Origin of the sequence: Virgifigura deserti, assembly GCA_003576685.1 — a bacterium.
In the GTDB taxonomy this organism is placed as follows: domain Bacteria; phylum Pseudomonadota; class Alphaproteobacteria; order Dongiales; family Dongiaceae; genus Virgifigura; species Virgifigura deserti.
In genome coordinates, this window is the sequence record QOZR01000001.1 from 620,038 (window position 1) to 635,003 (window position 14,966).

16 protein-coding genes and 1 tRNA gene are annotated in these 14,966 nt (G+C 64.0%); 11 read left to right on the forward strand and 6 right to left on the reverse strand.

Annotated features, from left to right (window positions below):
- Positions 1–15: 15 nt before the first annotated feature.
- From DT069_RS03010 to DT069_RS03025, 4 genes are all read left to right on the forward strand, one after another.
- Entirely contained in the window at positions 16–396 is a 381-nt protein-coding gene (locus tag DT069_RS03010; RefSeq protein WP_119458759.1) for a response regulator, read from the forward strand.
- 123 nt (positions 397–519) lie between these two features.
- Entirely contained in the window at positions 520–1,227 is a 708-nt protein-coding gene (locus DT069_RS03015) for a rhomboid family intramembrane serine protease (protein ID WP_119458760.1), read from the forward strand.
- Positions 1,228–1,403: 176 nt separating this feature from the next.
- Complete coding sequence (locus DT069_RS03020; RefSeq protein ID WP_162912946.1) at positions 1,404–1,964, forward strand: MSMEG_3727 family PQQ-associated protein; 561 nt, start codon at positions 1,404–1,406, stop codon at positions 1,962–1,964.
- A 21-nt stretch (positions 1,965–1,985) separates the two neighbouring features.
- Complete coding sequence (locus DT069_RS03025; protein ID WP_425449957.1) at positions 1,986–3,725, forward strand: PQQ-dependent dehydrogenase, methanol/ethanol family; 1,740 nt, start codon at positions 1,986–1,988, stop codon at positions 3,723–3,725.
- An 88-nt stretch (positions 3,726–3,813) separates the two neighbouring features.
- Here the strand turns inward: DT069_RS03025 and DT069_RS03030 are convergent, their stop codons facing one another.
- From DT069_RS03030 to DT069_RS03040, 3 genes are all read right to left on the reverse strand, one after another.
- Positions 3,814–4,044: a hypothetical protein gene (locus DT069_RS03030; RefSeq protein WP_119458762.1), complete on the reverse strand. Its 231-nt coding sequence runs from the start codon at positions 4,042–4,044 to the stop codon at positions 3,814–3,816.
- Between the two features lie 139 nt (positions 4,045–4,183).
- On the reverse strand, positions 4,184–5,395 hold the full coding sequence (locus DT069_RS03035; protein ID WP_119458763.1) for a PqqD family peptide modification chaperone: 1,212 nt from the start codon (positions 5,393–5,395) through the stop codon (positions 4,184–4,186).
- Complete coding sequence (locus DT069_RS03040; RefSeq protein ID WP_119458764.1) at positions 5,395–6,516, reverse strand: nucleotidyltransferase domain-containing protein; 1,122 nt, start codon at positions 6,514–6,516, stop codon at positions 5,395–5,397. The genes DT069_RS03035 and DT069_RS03040 overlap by 1 nt, the downstream gene beginning before the upstream one ends.
- A gap of 561 nt (positions 6,517–7,077) precedes the next feature.
- Between DT069_RS03040 and DT069_RS24525 the strand changes: the two genes are divergently transcribed.
- Positions 7,078–7,236: a hypothetical protein gene (locus DT069_RS24525; protein ID WP_162912947.1), complete on the forward strand. Its 159-nt coding sequence runs from the start codon at positions 7,078–7,080 to the stop codon at positions 7,234–7,236.
- Positions 7,237–7,264: 28 nt separating this feature from the next.
- Here DT069_RS24525 and DT069_RS03050 read toward each other — a convergent pair whose 3' ends face one another.
- Complete coding sequence (locus tag DT069_RS03050; protein WP_119458766.1) at positions 7,265–8,332, reverse strand: DUF6635 family protein; 1,068 nt, start codon at positions 8,330–8,332, stop codon at positions 7,265–7,267.
- A gap of 282 nt (positions 8,333–8,614) precedes the next feature.
- On the opposite strand from DT069_RS03050, the gene DT069_RS03055 reads away from it, so the two are divergent.
- The 5 genes from DT069_RS03055 (at position 8,615) to DT069_RS03075 (ending at position 11,109) form a co-directional block, all read left to right on the forward strand.
- Positions 8,615–9,094: a cell wall hydrolase gene (locus DT069_RS03055; protein ID WP_162912948.1), complete on the forward strand. Its 480-nt coding sequence runs from the start codon at positions 8,615–8,617 to the stop codon at positions 9,092–9,094.
- Positions 9,095–9,257: 163 nt separating this feature from the next.
- Entirely contained in the window at positions 9,258–9,461 is a 204-nt protein-coding gene (locus DT069_RS03060) for a hypothetical protein (protein WP_425449958.1), read from the forward strand.
- A 63-nt stretch (positions 9,462–9,524) separates the two neighbouring features.
- Positions 9,525–9,716 (forward strand): hypothetical protein, encoded by a 192-nt coding sequence (locus DT069_RS03065; RefSeq protein ID WP_119458769.1) that lies wholly within the window; start codon positions 9,525–9,527, stop codon positions 9,714–9,716.
- 277 nt (positions 9,717–9,993) lie between these two features.
- Positions 9,994–10,197, forward strand: a complete 204-nt coding sequence (locus DT069_RS03070; RefSeq protein ID WP_162912950.1) for a hypothetical protein — start codon at positions 9,994–9,996, stop codon at positions 10,195–10,197.
- Positions 10,198–10,464: 267 nt separating this feature from the next.
- A complete protein-coding gene (locus DT069_RS03075) occupies positions 10,465–11,109 on the forward strand; it encodes a Crp/Fnr family transcriptional regulator (protein ID WP_425449975.1) in 645 nt (214 codons plus the stop codon).
- A 22-nt stretch (positions 11,110–11,131) separates the two neighbouring features.
- On the opposite strand, the gene DT069_RS03080 is transcribed toward DT069_RS03075, so the two are convergent.
- A complete protein-coding gene (locus tag DT069_RS03080; protein WP_119458772.1) occupies positions 11,132–11,827 on the reverse strand; it encodes a sensor histidine kinase in 696 nt (231 codons plus the stop codon).
- Between the two features lie 526 nt (positions 11,828–12,353).
- On the opposite strand from DT069_RS03080, the gene DT069_RS24865 reads away from it, so the two are divergent.
- Positions 12,354–14,882, forward strand: a complete 2,529-nt coding sequence (locus DT069_RS24865) for a PAS domain S-box protein (RefSeq protein ID WP_425449976.1) — start codon at positions 12,354–12,356, stop codon at positions 14,880–14,882.
- On the opposite strand, the gene DT069_RS03105 is transcribed toward DT069_RS24865, so the two are convergent.
- Positions 14,845–14,919, reverse strand: a tRNA-Lys gene (locus DT069_RS03105). The genes DT069_RS24865 and DT069_RS03105 overlap by 38 nt on opposite strands.
- Positions 14,920–14,966: the final 47 nt, after the last annotated feature.

Below are 14,966 nucleotides of genomic sequence, written 5' to 3' on the forward strand. Positions count from 1 at the left end.
CAATCGGCAGGATCGATGACCGCGGCCGCTCCCCGAATCCTCATCGTCGAGGATGACGCCCTGCAAGCCGAGAGTCTTCGGGCATCCTTGACCAACGCCGGCTTCGTCGTGATCGGCGTTGCCGACGATTGCGCTACGGCATTGTCGTTCGCGAATCAGGCGGAACCGGATCTCGCCCCGGATCTCGCCCTTGTCGATGTGCGGCTGACCGGCAACATCGACGGCATCACCACGGGGCGGCAGCTATTCGAGGAGCACGGCATCCCGATCGTCTTCCTGACGGCGTTCCTGGACGACGCCGTTCAGCAAGGGCGAGCGTTCGCCAAAGGCTTCGTGAACAAGCCCTATTCCACCGATGACGTCATCGCAACCATCCGTCGAGCGCTGACGGGCTGACGCGGCGGCGGAAGGTCATCCGCCGTCCTGCGGCTGTTCCCACCTGGAGTTGCCGCGACGATCGGCGGTTCTTCGAAGACATCGCTAATCTTCGGGGCCGATCTTCGACAGGGAGTGATCTGCATGATTCCGCTGCATGACGACACTCCCACGACCATTCGCCCGATGGTGACCATCGGCCTGATCGTCGCCTGTGTCCTTGCCTTTCTCTGGCAACTGGCGTTACCGCCCCTTGCTCAGCAACGGGCCATCTTTGCGCTGGGGTTCATTCCCGGCGTTTTTTTTGGCGATCAGAGATTACCGGCGGAGATCGCCTGGATTCCTTCCGGACTCTCGCTGTTGACCTCCATGTTCCTGCATGGCGGTTGGCTGCACCTGCTCGGGAACATGCTGTATCTCTGGATCTTCGGGAACAACGTCGAAGACGCGATGGGGCATGTGAAGTTTCTCCTGTTCTATCTGCTCTGCGGCGTGATCGCCGCTCTGACGCAAGGCTTCACGGATCCGGAGGTCCTGGTCCCGATGGTCGGGGCGAGCGGCGCGATCGGCGGCGTGCTCGGCGCCTACATCGTTCTGCATCCGCACGCCCGCATCCTGGTCCTGATCCCGCTCGGCTTCTTCATCACCACGGCCCGAATCCCGGCATTGCTCGTTCTCGGTCTCTGGTTCGTCCTCCAGTTCATTCAGGGCTCGATGGTCGTCGGCGAACAGGGCGGCATCGCTTTCTGGGCCCATATCGGCGGCTTCATCTCCGGGGCGGTGCTGGTCGTTCCGTTTCGTGACAAATCGGTCCCGCTGTTCGGCCGACGCCGTCGCGGGCCGTGGGACTAGGCGCCTTTGCAGACGCCGTATTTCGGGCGCTGCTTGATGTCGTAGGCGTCGCATCCTATTGTGACGGTACCTGTCATTGCATTGGCACGGGCGCGGGCGGAGATACTGCGATTACGGATGTTCTTGCCGCGGCAGAGCCGGCACCATCCGCGCAAATGGCTGTGGGTGGATGTGTTATGCCGCTTTCCCGCCTCACTCTCCTGGTCGCTGCCTTGGTCCTGACCGGCTGCGAGTATATGGGCCTCGCGCGCCCATCGGTCGTCGAGCAGCTCGAGCCGCCGGTGGTGCGGCTTGTCAACGAGCTGCCGCAGGTCGACCGCCCCAACGAGGCTTTGGTCACTCGCATCTACGCCACCGGCGGCCTGGCGCACGCCAGGTTGGGCGACGACGGCATCATGCGCGGCGAGATGTGGGCGCGCCCGGCCCAACTCATCTGGACGCCTGCCATCATCGTCATGCCCGAAGGCGGCCGACTCGAACTCACCGTCCACAACCCTGATATGATGAAGCACGCAGCGTTCATGCCCAGCAACGGCGGGCACCGTCTGCTGGAACTGCCGCCGCGCAGCTCCGGGCGGATCGCGATCGAGCTCGACGCACCTGGGTTCTATTGGTTCGGCTGTCCCGTCGGGAATCATGCCGGGCGAGGCATGCTGGGCTTCATCTTCGTCGAGGGCGGCGTGCCGCCTCAAGCGCGGCTCGATCGCCCACCCCAGCCGCAACCACCCGAAGACTGAGGCAATCCGAAGGAGGAGGAGATGCCCGCTCGGCTCCGAGGAATTTCGCTCGTCGTTACGTTGCTGCTCGCGGCCTGTATGCCTCCGCTCGAGCGCTTCCCGGTCAGCCGAGAGGCGCAGCCTTTCGATGCCGCAAACGCGCGCCTCGCCGGCACCGCACCACCGGTTGCGGCGACAGTGACGTTCGAGCGCCTCGTCAATGCCCGCTCGGAACCGCAGAACTGGCTCACCTATTACGGCGCCTACGACGCGCAGCGCTATAGCCCACTCGACGAGATCGATCGCGGCAACGTCGCCCAACTCCGGCCAGCCTGGATCTTCCAGTCCGGGCTCATCGGACTCGTCGCCGATCCTTCGGATTACGCCTTCGAGGCAGCGCCGCTCGTCGTCGATGGCGTACTCTACACCACCGGCCCCGACGGCCATGTCTGGGCGCTCGACGCGCGCACGGGTGGGATGCTCTGGCACTACAGACACGCGATCCCGCTCGACGTTCCTTTATGCTGCGGCAACGTCAATCGCGGCGCGGCAATAGCCCAGGGGAAGGTCTTCGTCGTCACGCCCAACGGTTACCTCGTGGCCCTCGATGCCGCGACGGGAAAGCCGGTCTGGACGCAAGTCTTCGCCGACGTGCGCGCAGGCGAGAGCGCATCCCTGGCACCGCTCGTCGTCAAGGATATGGTACTCACCGGCAGTTCGGGCGGCGAGTACGGCGTGCGGGGTCATATCGACGCCTTCGATATCGCCACCGGCGAGCGGCGCTGGCGGCGCTACAATGTGCCGAAGCCGGGCGAGCCGGGGTCCGAAAGCTGGAGCGGCGACTCCTGGCAGCGTGGCGGGGGCACGGCTTGGATCACCGGCAGCTACGATCCCGAGCTCGACCTCGTCTATTGGGGCACCGGAAATCCTGGGCCGGTCTTCGACGGCTCGGTTCGCGAGGGCGCCAATCTCTTCACCAATTCGATCATCGCCTTCCGGCCGGACGACGGCAAACTCGTCTGGTACTTCCAGATGACGCCGCATGGGATGTGGGATTACGACGGAGTCAACGAGAACATCCTCTTCGAGCAGGGCGGGCGCCGGCTCCTCGCTCATTTCGACAAGAACGGGCATCTCTATGTCCTCGACCGCACCAATGGCGCACTCGTACTTGCGACGCCCTTCGCACGCGCGGATTGGGGTGAAGTCGATCCGCGCACGGGTCACGTCACGGTTCGGCGCGTGCCAACGCCCGGGGGCACGGAGATCTGCCCCGGGCCGGCTGGGGCCAAGGAGTGGCCGCACGCGGCCTACAGCCCGCGCACGGGATTGCTCTACGTTCCGGTCGTCGAGCAGTGCGGGACCTTCAAGACCGCGGATACGGATTTCGGCGAAAGCCTGCCTTACTGGGGCGGCGACGTGGAAATCGTCAAGGAGCGGCAATGGGGCCACGTGAAGGCATTCGACCCCTTGAGCGGCCGTGAGGTCTGGTCGTGGCGGGGCGAGCATCCGATGCTTGGCTCGCTCCTCGCCACGGCCGGCGATCTCGTCTTCGCCGGCGAGCCCACGGGCGCCTTCTCGGCCTTTGACGCGCACACGGGCGAGAAGCTCTGGTCGTTCCAGACCGGCAGCGGTATTCACAGCAGCCCCGTAGCCTACAGCATCGACGGCAAGCAGTACGTCGCGGTCCATTCCGGCTGGGGCGGTTGGATCAAGGGATTCGCGCCAGAACTCTACGGTGCGCCGCGCGGCGACGCGCTTGTCGTGTTCGCCCTGCCCTGAGCCCCTGTCCTGATCCAAGTACGGAATCTCTCAAGGCGCGGAGCGGTCGAGCCGAAGCCGGGTGACGGCGATGTGATCGGATCAAACTCTAGGGCTTGCCTCCTGGATGTTGTCCGGGCGTCTTGGTCTTGGGATTTCCGCCCACGCCCCAGCCAACGCCGGGGAAGCCCGAGGCCACGGCGTCGTCGGGTGTCAGCGCGACCGCCAGCATCATCGTAATCGCCGGCGGCGTCACGATCGCGTACTTGCCGAAACGCTCGAGAAATCGCCGGCGCTCTTCGTCCCGTTCCGATGGTGACGACGTCTGCTCCGTTTCCATGGCCCTTGATCTCCTTGAGGACGCAGGTGAGTCCTGCTCAGGCACGTCTTGAGAGTAAGGCGAGTCTCGACCCAGGGCAGCCGACCTTTTGGAAAGCGTCCGACGCCAATAGCACTATGCCAAAAGTGGCATGCCATCGTTATCTCCGCTCGGTCGGGACAAGGGCACAGAGGCACGACACGGCCGAGTCGAGATCCGAAACATCCATCTCGAAGCTGTCGATCCCGGCGGCCCAACCTACCAGTCGGCGAACCTTGTCGGAGTCCAAGGACTCGCGAAGCCCGGAGCACAGCGCCACGAGGCGCTGCAAGCCCTCCGCCGGCGTCAATGGCCGCAACGCCGTCGCAGCGTCCGGGCGGTATCGGGGAAAGACGATCCATCGCACGCGAATTCCGGTTCCGTCATGCCCGCCGATGGTCCAAGGCGGCGCCAAATAGCGCGCTCGCTTGCCGTCATGGCGCAGGTGCGGGACGAGCCCGGCAAGACTTGGCCAGCGGCGCGACATCGTCACCCATGCGCCTTCCTTGATGCATAAGCTCTCCGGCACCGACACGGCATTCAAGTCTTGTTCCTCCAAGAGGACGATATCGTCGGACATGTAGCTCCAGCCGGCATCCGCCAGACCCGCGGCCAACGTGGTCTTGCCGCTGCCGGAGGGACCCGGGAGCAGCAGGCAGCCTTCGGGCGAGGCGACTGCGGCCGCGTGGAGAGCGATGAAGTAGCGACAGCGCCTCACAGCGAGATGAAGGAGGAGACCTTCGACCAGAGGAGCGAGCGCTTCCGGCGCATTACAGGAGGCCAGAATCCGCCCATCGCTCCGTACTTCGCAGCGACCCGGTATTGCCGTCACCACCAAGGCGATGTCCGCGCCCGCCGCCGATGTGATTTCCAGATGCTGCAGGATCGGACAAACACGCTCCTCCAGCGTTCGGTCGGAAAAGGTGATCGAAACGATGCTGTTCAGCAGCCGATAGCTGCGGCCGCCGGCGCATCCTGCACCGACCGGCGCTTCATCCACTCTCACCCTCTCCGCCTTCACGTGCCGCGGTCGCCCCTGGGGCTTACTGCCCGCCAGAAGGCCAAGGTCGCGCCACTGGCCGACGATGTCGCGCACGTACCCAGCGGCACTGTCGCGCTCGATACCCAGACTTCGCGCCGTGGCCGCGGCGACCGCCGCTGCGTCCGACTCTTGCTCCAAATGACACCAGACGCAGGTCGCCGCGCCGTTCAAGCGGTAAAGAGTCTGTGCCGATCGGTCGAAGAGGATACCCTCCTCGCCCAGGATATGCAGCTCTACGCCTCGCGCCGGATGCAGCGCCCCGTCGCAAGGCACTCGCTTCCGCGGCGGCATCACCGAACCTGAAAATCATAGCGGATCTTCTTGGCCGACCCGCGGCGGAGAACGGACCAAACCCGCCGAGCCCGTGACAGGTTAAGGTCGATTGCGCCGACGTCGCAGTCGCAGACATACTCCATGTTCACTCGGCTGAGCGGCTGGGTCAGGCCGGTCCAGTAACGCGCCGCGAGCGCCAGAGGCGCACTGCGAAGCTGCAGAAGGCAGCGCTGGAAATGCAGGCGCGCCCGGGGCGTCTCGTCGAGGCTGCGGGGCATCGGCAGCGCCAGCAGCCGGTGGGCGAGGCAGAGCGTGGCGTCCACGACATGCGCCAATCCCTGTTGTCCCATGGTCCCACGGATGGCAACCCAATCGATGGCCTCCGCGTGGCGGTGTGAGGTGACGGCGAGGTCATGGAGTTGCCGCAGCGAGATCACACCGAGGCGATGATTGGGGCCCGCGACCGCGGTGTTGACGATGTTGTGCAGAACGCGGTGGGCGGGCGACGGCGCCAGCAATCGCAGCCAATTTGCGGACAGGGAAACGGCGGACGCCAGGACCGCCTCGGCCGACAGCACACTCCGCTGCGGCCCCAGATCCCGGTGAAGGTCGATGGTTGCGAGCCCGCCGGCACGGGCCAGCGTGACGCCATGAGCGGGCCGTCCGTCCATCCCGCTTACGGCGACATAGCCGATCCGTGTCAGCGCGTCGATGGCAGCGGTGAAAGCCGGGCGCGGCACCAGGAGATCGATGTCGGCCATCATTCGACCGTCCCCGCCATGCCGCTCGAAAAGCTGCAACGCTCCCTTGAGCACCGCAGGGACAATGCCCTGTCTGTTCAACTGGCGCGTGACCTCGAGAGCGTCACGACGGATGGTCGCGTTCCGTCGGGCGTTCATACCGTGGATCTCGGCTAGGTATGATCGCAGATCGGGCGGCAGAGCGTCCGAGACGCCCTTACGCTGGAGAGACTCGAACAGCGTCGGCGTAACGAGGTGGTCGTTGGCCAACGCGACAACCTCCAGCCAAGAACCTTCGTTGGCGGCAATTGCGTTGCGCAGCGCCGCGACGGCCGCGTCGGAGTCATCGACGGCAAGACACTGCCCAAGGAACAGGAACACATCCACGCCAGCGCGCATGGTCGCGATCCTACGCGCGACCCGCGGTGCAGCCGAACGCCTTTCCGGGATACCCCGGTCGGGGGCCCATGGACGCCCTGGAGACGCCCTGGGGACGCCCTGGGGACGCCCCGGGGATGCGGCTGGGGACGCGCTGGGACCGCAACGGGGCGGACTGCGCCGGCGGGCGCTATCGGCTGGGTGGCTGCCGGCTCCGATGATTCGGGCCTTCCGGTCCCTGCGGATCGCCCGGATCCGGCGGCAGAACCGGATCGTTCGGGTTGCCGGGTACCGGGGGTTCCCCGGGATTGCGCGGACGGTGCGGGCCTTCGGGAGCCGGCGATTGGCCGGGGCTCTCCTCGCCGGGCAAAGGATTTCCAGTCATCGGATGCTCTCCAGGTTGTGTGCGATCAGGATTCCCTGAGAAGTAAGGAGAACGCCCGCCCCGCGGTTCCAACGGCTGCTCGAGGCCGGCTGCCATCCCGGTCCTGGACAATCGGAACCTTCGCTCCCAGTGGTCGTTAGACATTGTGTGCCTCGGGCGCGACCCGGCCCTCGAGACGATGGAAGAACGAGAGAAGAATGAAGGGAAAGCGGCCCTCACCTCCTGAAGAATCGCAGGAATTGAGTACGCGGGAGGCGCGCTCCGGCAAGGTCTTGGGCGTTCAGCGATATGTCTTGGCGATTTCCACGGTATTGGTCATCGTCGCCTTCGTGATCGTTTACTTCGCCTTTACCTAGTGGATCGAGCGCGACGCCGCTCCTTCCCTTACTGGGCCAGTCGGTGCGCGCTGCGCAGGATGTCGAAGAGATCAAGCAGACGGGCCGCATAGTGGTCCCGCAGCGTGAGCGACATCGGCCCCTCGTCGGTCAGCTCCCGCTCGATCGCCGCGAGGAGCTTTGATAGCCGCCGGCGATGGATGCCGAGCCTGCGTTGAACCGGGTCGGTCAGAATCCCCGCGAATGCTGCGACGCTCGCTGCCGTCATGAACAGCCCGCTCGTCACGCCGGCAACCAGCAGCGGCCCCGCGGTAACGGGAAAGGCGCCGTACCATAGGCCGCCGATGCCGGCGCCGAGCGGGAAGCTCATGATCGCCGTATGTTTCGCGATCGCCCCGGCGACGGCCGGACCGAGGGTCAGCATGCCCGGCGTGAACTGTCGCGCCGTGAGCGCCCCGACGCCGATGCTGACCAGCGATGTGGCAATGTCGCTCGCCGCCACGCGACTGCCGACATAAACGGCCACGACGTCCGCCAATCGGGCGTGGAATCCGGGATCGCGCGCCCGGTGGCCGATAGCCATGACGCTTGTCCGCACCGCATTGTCGACCCGCGGATCGCCGAGAATCGCCTCCGCGATTGCGTCGCGCGCGTGAATTCGCTCGCCGCGGGTCGGATGAACTTGCCGATAGGGCAGTTCGAGCAGATCAGTGTAGAGCAGCCATTCGATCTCGGCCGCCACATCGGTCTTCAGGAACAGACTTCGATGGCCGAGCCGATGGCCAAGCCGCTCGACCCGGACCGCATACCGCGCATCGAGCCGCTTCGCCACGGCTCGCCCCGCCAAGCCGGCGGAGAGAAGCGCGAGTTGCGGGAGCGCCAGGACGAGATTGGCCGGCGCCCGAAGCAGGTCCCAGCCAAAAGCCTGTCCATGCACCCGGACGGCGCCTCTGAACGAATAGTGCCGGTCGACGAACCCGGCAAGCCGGGCGCGGCGCTCGGTGCAGTAACGCGCGATCGCGGCATCGACGATGCCCGCCGCCGTGCCCGCATCGGCAGGCACGGGCAGCCGTCCGGAGCCGTCCGCTGTCGATGCCGCCTCTTCTCCGCTGTCCATCCGGTTCGCCGCTCCTGATCGTCGATATCGCCCGAGGCCACATCATCCCGATACCCCTACCCCGGGCCCTTAAATCGTCCTTCTTCAGTCATCCAATAACTACAGACAAGAACGTCGCAACCTTTTTGCGCCGACCGGTGTTATGACGGCGGTGGGCGCATAACAAAATGGGTCAACATGGTGAATAGTCTCGACCGTAGTCAGTTTTCACCCGGCCTCCTCGCCTCAATGCGTCGCCTTGACTGGGTGAATTTTTTCGCGCTCATGATCGCTATCATATTTATGTCTCCAGCCTCGGCGCAGACTGTCCATGACGCCGAGATCGAGTGCCTGGCGCTTACGATTTACTTCGAGGCGCGGGGCGAACCCGATCGCGGAAAGATCGCTGTTGGCTATGTGGTTATGAACCGCGTCATGGACCCGAGCTTTCCCGACACCGTCTGCGCAGTGGTCGAACAAGGCGGCGAATCGCCGCGCTTCCATTGCCAGTTCTCCTGGTGGTGCGACGGGAGAAGCGACGAGCCGACCGATCTGATAAGCTGGCAGCAGAGCTATTGGATCGGCCATCTCATCTACTGGGATCTCCTCGACGACCCGACGCAGCAGGCGCTTTGGTATCATGCCGACTACGTTCATCCGCCGTGGAAGGACACTCTGGCGCAGGGCCCGACGATCGGCCAACATATCTTCTATAATCGGGTCGAGGACCTTGTGGAGGCCTCGGACCGCGCCGGACCGCTGCTTGCATCCAGCGCAGAGTAGCACATCTCCCGCAGACTGCCGGCGAGTCGGAATCGCCCGCTACCTCGCCATATTGCTCTTTGCCCTGCTCTGCCTCCCACGTACGGCCTGGACGCAGCCCACGGCCCTGACAATCGCAATCACCGGGAGCGAGGGTGCGACCTTCTCCGGCAATTGCACGGTGATGACGGATAGCGGCCCGCAGACGCTGCGTCTCGACGGCGCGGTGCCGGAAACCTACGAATTGACGGCGTCAGGTTTGAGTTGCCGGGTCCGGCAGACCGGCCAAGGCGGAAGCCTTACCGTCGAGCTGCGCCGAAACGGAGCGGTCGTCAGCCATTCCAGCATGACCGGGGGAAGCGGAAGCCTGTCGATCACCGTGCAATAATCACCCGGAACGGATCGGCGCCCCGACCGTTGCATCCTCAAGCCAATGAGAGGAGATACGACGATGGCCGACCGTAAGCCGACTCGAAAGATGACGGACCGAAGCGAAGCGCAGAAGGCGAACCGCGCCCGTCCGGTAAAGACGCCCGACGAGTTCACCCGCGACAAGGCCGTCGTCCACCAGGGCGAGAAAACCGCCGGCAACGAGCCGCACCGCCAGATCGGCGGCTCACAGACGCAGCGAGACGACGGCTAGAGCCGCGAGCAGCCGCATCGACGGATTCGAAAGAACGCCCGGCCGAAGCGATGGCCAAAAGACACTTCACGGCGCAAGCCCGCTTGCGGTAGGAATGGTCCCCGCGAGTGTTCCGGTGCTGATGCCATGCCCCAGAGCGCGACCGAGACGAAGATTTGACACACTTCGTCGAGAGTCACCGTATCGGATGCGGCGGCCACAGGAGTCGTGATCAAAGGGTGCCGTTCATTCGTTGGTGATGTGTAACCCGGCCTCGCCCGGCCGGATGGGGGAATTTGTGACCTTCGTCTTCTTTCTTGCGGACCTGTTGTCAGGCGTTCAGGTCTGGACCGCTCTTGTCGTTGCATGGCTCGGCCAATGGCCCCATGCAGCTGACGCCGCTTTCGGCGGGATCCTTTTGGTTATCATGGCCGCGGCTGTCGCGGTGGCGCTCTGGCAGGCCGTCTACCGGACGGTGCTGGTCTGGTTGCGCACCCGATAGCAGCTTCCGGGACCGGTGCGAGACTGCTCTGCGCCGACCTGCATCCACGGATCAGTTTGCGTTCGATACCTGAACAGGAACGGTTTCGCCTTGAATCGATCAGCTGGGCGATATCGTCTCGGCATGTCAAGCTTGTGATGAATGGAACCAGCCATGGCACCATGCGTTCACGGTGTCATGGCATTGGAAGCAAGTATAGATATGCCACAATCGTGGCAGAAAAACCGCATTCTTGCCGCATTGCCTGAAGCCGATTTCGCTCGGCTTATGCCTTATCTTGAGCCATCTCCACTCCATGCGAAGGCTGTTTTGTTCGATGTCGGCGAGTCCTTTACACAGCTCTACTTTCCGCATTCCGGCGTGGTGTCTCTGGTTACGGTAATGGAGGACGGCACTACGGCCGAGACGGCGATGGTCGGCCGGGAGGGTATGGTCGGTCTCAGCGCTCTCGTCAGCGACAGCGGCCTGACGAGTCGGCATACCGTGCAGATACCGGGCGTCGCCTCCTGTATCGACTTCTCGCGCTTCCGGAGAATCATGAGGGAGAGTGCCGCGCTGCGGCCGGTTCTATCTGCCTATGCGCAGGCGCTGTTCTCCCAGGTGCTGCAATCCGTCGCCTGCAACAGCCTGCACGGGTTGCGCCAGCGATGCTCTCGCTGGCTGCTGATGGCCCATGACCGGGGCCCTGGCGATACCTTTCCACTGACGCACGAGGCTATGGCGGAAATGCTGGGTGTGCGCCGGGCCAGCGTCACGCTCGTCGCCAGAACGCTTCAGAAGGCAGGATTGATTCACTACCGGCACGGCATCCTGACGGTCCTGGACCGACGCGGGTTGGAGGCGGCTTCCTGTGAATGCTATCGGACAGTTCGGCGGATATTCGAGCGACTGCTTCCGCTGACCTTCGCCTGATTAAGGCGCCCGAAAGGCACTTTTAATCGGGCAAAAAGCAGACGCGAACCGTTGTACCGCGATCGGTTTCGATCTCGACGCTCCCGTCCAGTTGGACCGTCAAGGCTCGGATCAGCGTCAATCCGAAGGAGGTTCGATCCGCTTGATCCTTGCCACCGATATCGCCCCCAACGCCGTCGTCGATCACGGAAAGTTCGACCTGCCCTTCATCGAGGCGCTTCAGCCTGATCCGGATCGAACCGCCGGTATGGGCGGGAAAGGCATGTTTAAGGCAATTCGTGACGAGCTCGTTCACGACTAACGCAAGCGGCACCGTCTTTTGGGCCGCGACTCTGACATCCTCACCTTCGACATGAAGCGCAATTTTCCGCTCCGCACAGAGGGAGCGCCATAGGGCGGCCTGCTCGGCAAGATAATATCCGAAGTCTCCCTGACCTTCCGTTGTCTCCATCTGGGTTTGGAGCCGCCCGAGCGACAAGACGCAGTCGCGTAGCTGCAGCAGGTGCTCGCGACTCTCGGAATTCTTTGTTTGCTGAAGGCGAAGGCCGATCAGACTGGCAAGCAGCTGGAAGTGATTGCCGACACGGTGACGCAGCTCCGCCAGCGCAGTTTCTTGCATTCGGGTCAGGTCGTCGACGTGTCGGCGAAGCCGCTCGTTCTCGGCCTGCAATTCCTCAATGCTTGGGTCCGGCCCGTGACATCGCGTGGCCTGAGACATGACCTCCCCCGCCCCCCATCCGTCTCCCCTCTTCGACTGCTTATTGGTCGTATTTCAGGCGGTTCTGTCTGTACGCTTTCGTACAGATCCAAATGGCTTGGCGCTTGAAGCGCCCCGATCGCATCACACTCGCTGCACGTTGCCGGTTCGACCGTTCCACGTTCTCGGATTGCAACCAATAGGCCACTTGGTTCAGAATGACTCTTCCTCTGGGGGTAGCGGAGTCAGACTGCGAGGGAGCCGCAGAAGCTTGGGGCAGTTCGCGCCGCTGCAATAAGGGACCAGCATGCCGATCATAAGACAAAGCCGACGGCTTCCACGCAGGTCCGATCGCGCCACTCCTCCCCAATCTGCGCCCGTCGGCCTCACGATGTTCCGCGAGAATGCGCCGATTCCGGACGAAGCCGACCGAAATTCCGTCGACCGGTCGAGGCTTGCGATTCTCTCGGCCTTCGGTGCGCGGACGCTGGAAAGCACCGATCTTGATCTCCTCCTGCAGGAGGCTGCGGCGCGGGCCGCCGAGGGGATGGGGTTTCGATGTGCGATGGTTCTGGAGCACCGTCCGGCCACGGACGATCTTCTCCTGCGAGCTGGCATAGGCTGGCATGACGGAGTTGTCGGTCGCGTCGTGCTCAAGGCGCATATGGCCTCGCCGCCGGGCCACAGTTTCCGAACCGGCACGCCGCTCGCGATAGAGAATCTGCCGGAGCAGGAGCAATTCGAACAGCCCGACCTGCTGCGCAGCCACGGGATCGTCGCGCTGCTCACAGTTCCGATCCAATGGAACGGCTTCGCTTATGGCGTGCTCGGGGTCGGCACCGACGCGCCACGCCGGCTCGATCAGGACGGGACCGATTTCCTGCTGGCGCTCGCCAACGCCCTTGCAACTGCAATCCGGCACCGCGGAATCGAGGCGGATCTGGCCACTTCGTACCATGAGACCCGGGAAATCCTGGAGAGCATCGACGCCGGCTTCTATGCCCTCGATCACGAGTGGCGATTCACCCATGTCAACCGCAAGGCTGAAGAACTTTCGGGTTTCGAACGGGAGAGCCTGCTCGGTCAAGTCATCTGGGAGGCGTTTCCGCAGGTCGTCTCCGGCGAGATGCGCGCAGCGCATATTCGGGCCGCGGTAGAGCGTCGCCCCATCAAACTCGACGCGTTCTCTACCGTGCTGGGCCGTTGGATCGGAATGACCATTTACCCCAATGCGACCGGGATGTCGGTCTATTTCCGCGACATCACCGAGCGCAGGCAGACGGAAGCAGCGCTGTGCGAAAGCGAAGAACGCTTCCGCAGCACGTTCGAGCAAGCAGCCGTCGGCCTGTCGCATATCGCACCGGACGGTCACTGGCTCAGGGTCAATCAGCGCCTGTGCGAGATTACCGGCTACAGCCGCGACGAGCTGCTGAGCAAGAGCTTTCAGGAACTCACCTATCGCGAAGATCTCGACGCCGACCTCGCGAACACCGAGCGCTTGCTGGCCGGCGAGATCAGCACCTCCGCGACGGAGAAGCGGTGCATCCGCAAGGATGGAAGCCGGATCTGGGTTCGCCAGACGATCTCGCTCGTGCGGGACCAGGCAACCGGGAAACCGCATTACATGATCTCCGTTGTCGAGGATATCGATAAACGGCGGTCGGCGGAATGCAAGCTTCGTGAGAGCCGGGAGCGGCTGAGGACGGCGCTGTCCGCCTCCGGCATGGGCACTTATCGGCGGGAACTTCGCAGCAACCGTGTCGACCGGGACGAAAATCTGTGCCGGCTCTACGGGCTGACCCCCAGCCAGACGGTCGGTGACGTCGCCGAATGGCTCCAATGCATCCATCCCGAGGACCGTGCGACGGCAGCCGCAGCAGTCGACCGCTGCGTGCGCGAAAGCGGCGACCTTCAGGTGGATTACCGCGTCGTCTGGCCCGACGGCAGCGTGCACTGGCTGACCGAACGGGGAAAGACGGTTTTCAACGAAGCCGGCAAGCCGCTCTATGTGACGGGCGCAACGATCGATATTACGGAGCGCAAGCGGGTTGAGGAGAGCCTTCAGGAGCGCGACGAGCGTCTGCAGGCTGCCCTGCACGCCTCGTCGACGGCAGTCTACAGGTGGGATATTCGCAGCGGCGCGATCTTCGGGGACGGGAGTTTGGAGCGGTTCTACGGGCTCGCCCCGGGCGAGGCGGTGCGCGATGTCCACGAGGACCTTCGACATGTTCATCCGGAGGATCAGGCGGCCGTGACCGCGGCCAGCGAACGCTGTGTGCGCGAAGGCATCGACTTCGATATGGACTATCGCATCATCCGGGCCGACGGCACGGTGCTATGGGTTTCGGACAAGGGAAAACTGGTCCGCGACCGTGAGGGAAAGCCGCTCTATGTCACGGGAGCCTGCACGGACATCACCGAACGCAAGCAGGTGGAGGAGCATCGGAAGCTTCTGATGGCGGAGCTGAACCACCGGGTAAAGAATTCCCTGGCCGTGGTGCAGTCCATCGCCGCGCAGACCTTGCGGCACACGACATCGCCGGAGGCCTTTTGCGCATCGCTGACGGGACGGCTCCAGGCGCTGGCCACCGCCCACAACCTGCTGACCCGGAACAACTGGCAATCGACGAACCTGACCGCCGTGGTGTCGCAAGTGCTTGACGCGCATGCGAAGGAAGACAGCCGGTTCGAGATCCACGGATCCGACCTCGCGCTCTCACCGAAGCAAACCCTGACGCTTTCGTTGGTGCTGCATGAGTTGGCGACGAATGCGGCCAAATATGGGGCATTGTCGACAGCCGGCGGGCGGGTGGAGGTTCGTTGGGGCATCGAGGAAACCGATAACCGGCGCCTGCGGCTGACCTGGGTCGAACGCGGCGGGCCGCCGGTTAGGAAACCGACGACCTACGGCTTCGGCACCAAGCTGATCGAGCACAGCTTCGCCTATGACCTCGCTGGCAGCGCGACGCTCACCTTTGGCCGTGGGGGGCTGGAGTGCGAGCTTGTGATGCCCCGCGACGGGGGGATCGGGGCAAGGATGGTGGGTGCGGTGGGGATCGAACCCACGACCACCTGATTAAAAGTCAGATGCTCTACCGCTGAGCTACGCACCCATGGTCGCCGGCTGGACACCGGCCGACGGTGGCGCCCCATCTAACAT

Bases quoted from the DNA above. Each gene is read 5' to 3' on its own strand.
- DT069_RS03010 (WP_119458759.1), top strand. From the start codon at position 16: ATGACCGCGGCCGCTCCCCGAATCCTCATCGTCGAGGATGACGCCCTG.
- DT069_RS03015 (WP_119458760.1), top strand. From the start codon at position 520: ATGATTCCGCTGCATGACGACACTCCCACGACCATTCGCCCGATGGTG.
- DT069_RS03020 (WP_162912946.1), top strand. From the start codon at position 1,404: ATGCCGCTTTCCCGCCTCACTCTCCTGGTCGCTGCCTTGGTCCTGACC.
- DT069_RS03025 (WP_425449957.1), top strand. From the start codon at position 1,986: ATGCCCGCTCGGCTCCGAGGAATTTCGCTCGTCGTTACGTTGCTGCTC.
- DT069_RS03030 (WP_119458762.1), bottom strand. From the start codon at position 4,044: ATGGAAACGGAGCAGACGTCGTCACCATCGGAACGGGACGAAGAGCGC.
- DT069_RS03035 (WP_119458763.1), bottom strand. From the start codon at position 5,395: ATGCCGCCGCGGAAGCGAGTGCCTTGCGACGGGGCGCTGCATCCGGCG.
- DT069_RS03040 (WP_119458764.1), bottom strand. From the start codon at position 6,516: ATGCGCGCTGGCGTGGATGTGTTCCTGTTCCTTGGGCAGTGTCTTGCC.
- DT069_RS24525 (WP_162912947.1), top strand. From the start codon at position 7,078: ATGAAGGGAAAGCGGCCCTCACCTCCTGAAGAATCGCAGGAATTGAGT.
- DT069_RS03050 (WP_119458766.1), bottom strand. From the start codon at position 8,332: ATGGACAGCGGAGAAGAGGCGGCATCGACAGCGGACGGCTCCGGACGG.
- DT069_RS03055 (WP_162912948.1), top strand. From the start codon at position 8,615: ATGTCTCCAGCCTCGGCGCAGACTGTCCATGACGCCGAGATCGAGTGC.
- DT069_RS03060 (WP_425449958.1), top strand. From the start codon at position 9,258: ATGACGGATAGCGGCCCGCAGACGCTGCGTCTCGACGGCGCGGTGCCG.
- DT069_RS03065 (WP_119458769.1), top strand. From the start codon at position 9,525: ATGGCCGACCGTAAGCCGACTCGAAAGATGACGGACCGAAGCGAAGCG.
- DT069_RS03075 (WP_425449975.1), top strand. From the start codon at position 10,465: ATGCCTTATCTTGAGCCATCTCCACTCCATGCGAAGGCTGTTTTGTTC.
- DT069_RS03080 (WP_119458772.1), bottom strand. From the start codon at position 11,827: ATGTCTCAGGCCACGCGATGTCACGGGCCGGACCCAAGCATTGAGGAA.
- DT069_RS24865 (WP_425449976.1), top strand. From the start codon at position 12,354: ATGGGGTTTCGATGTGCGATGGTTCTGGAGCACCGTCCGGCCACGGAC.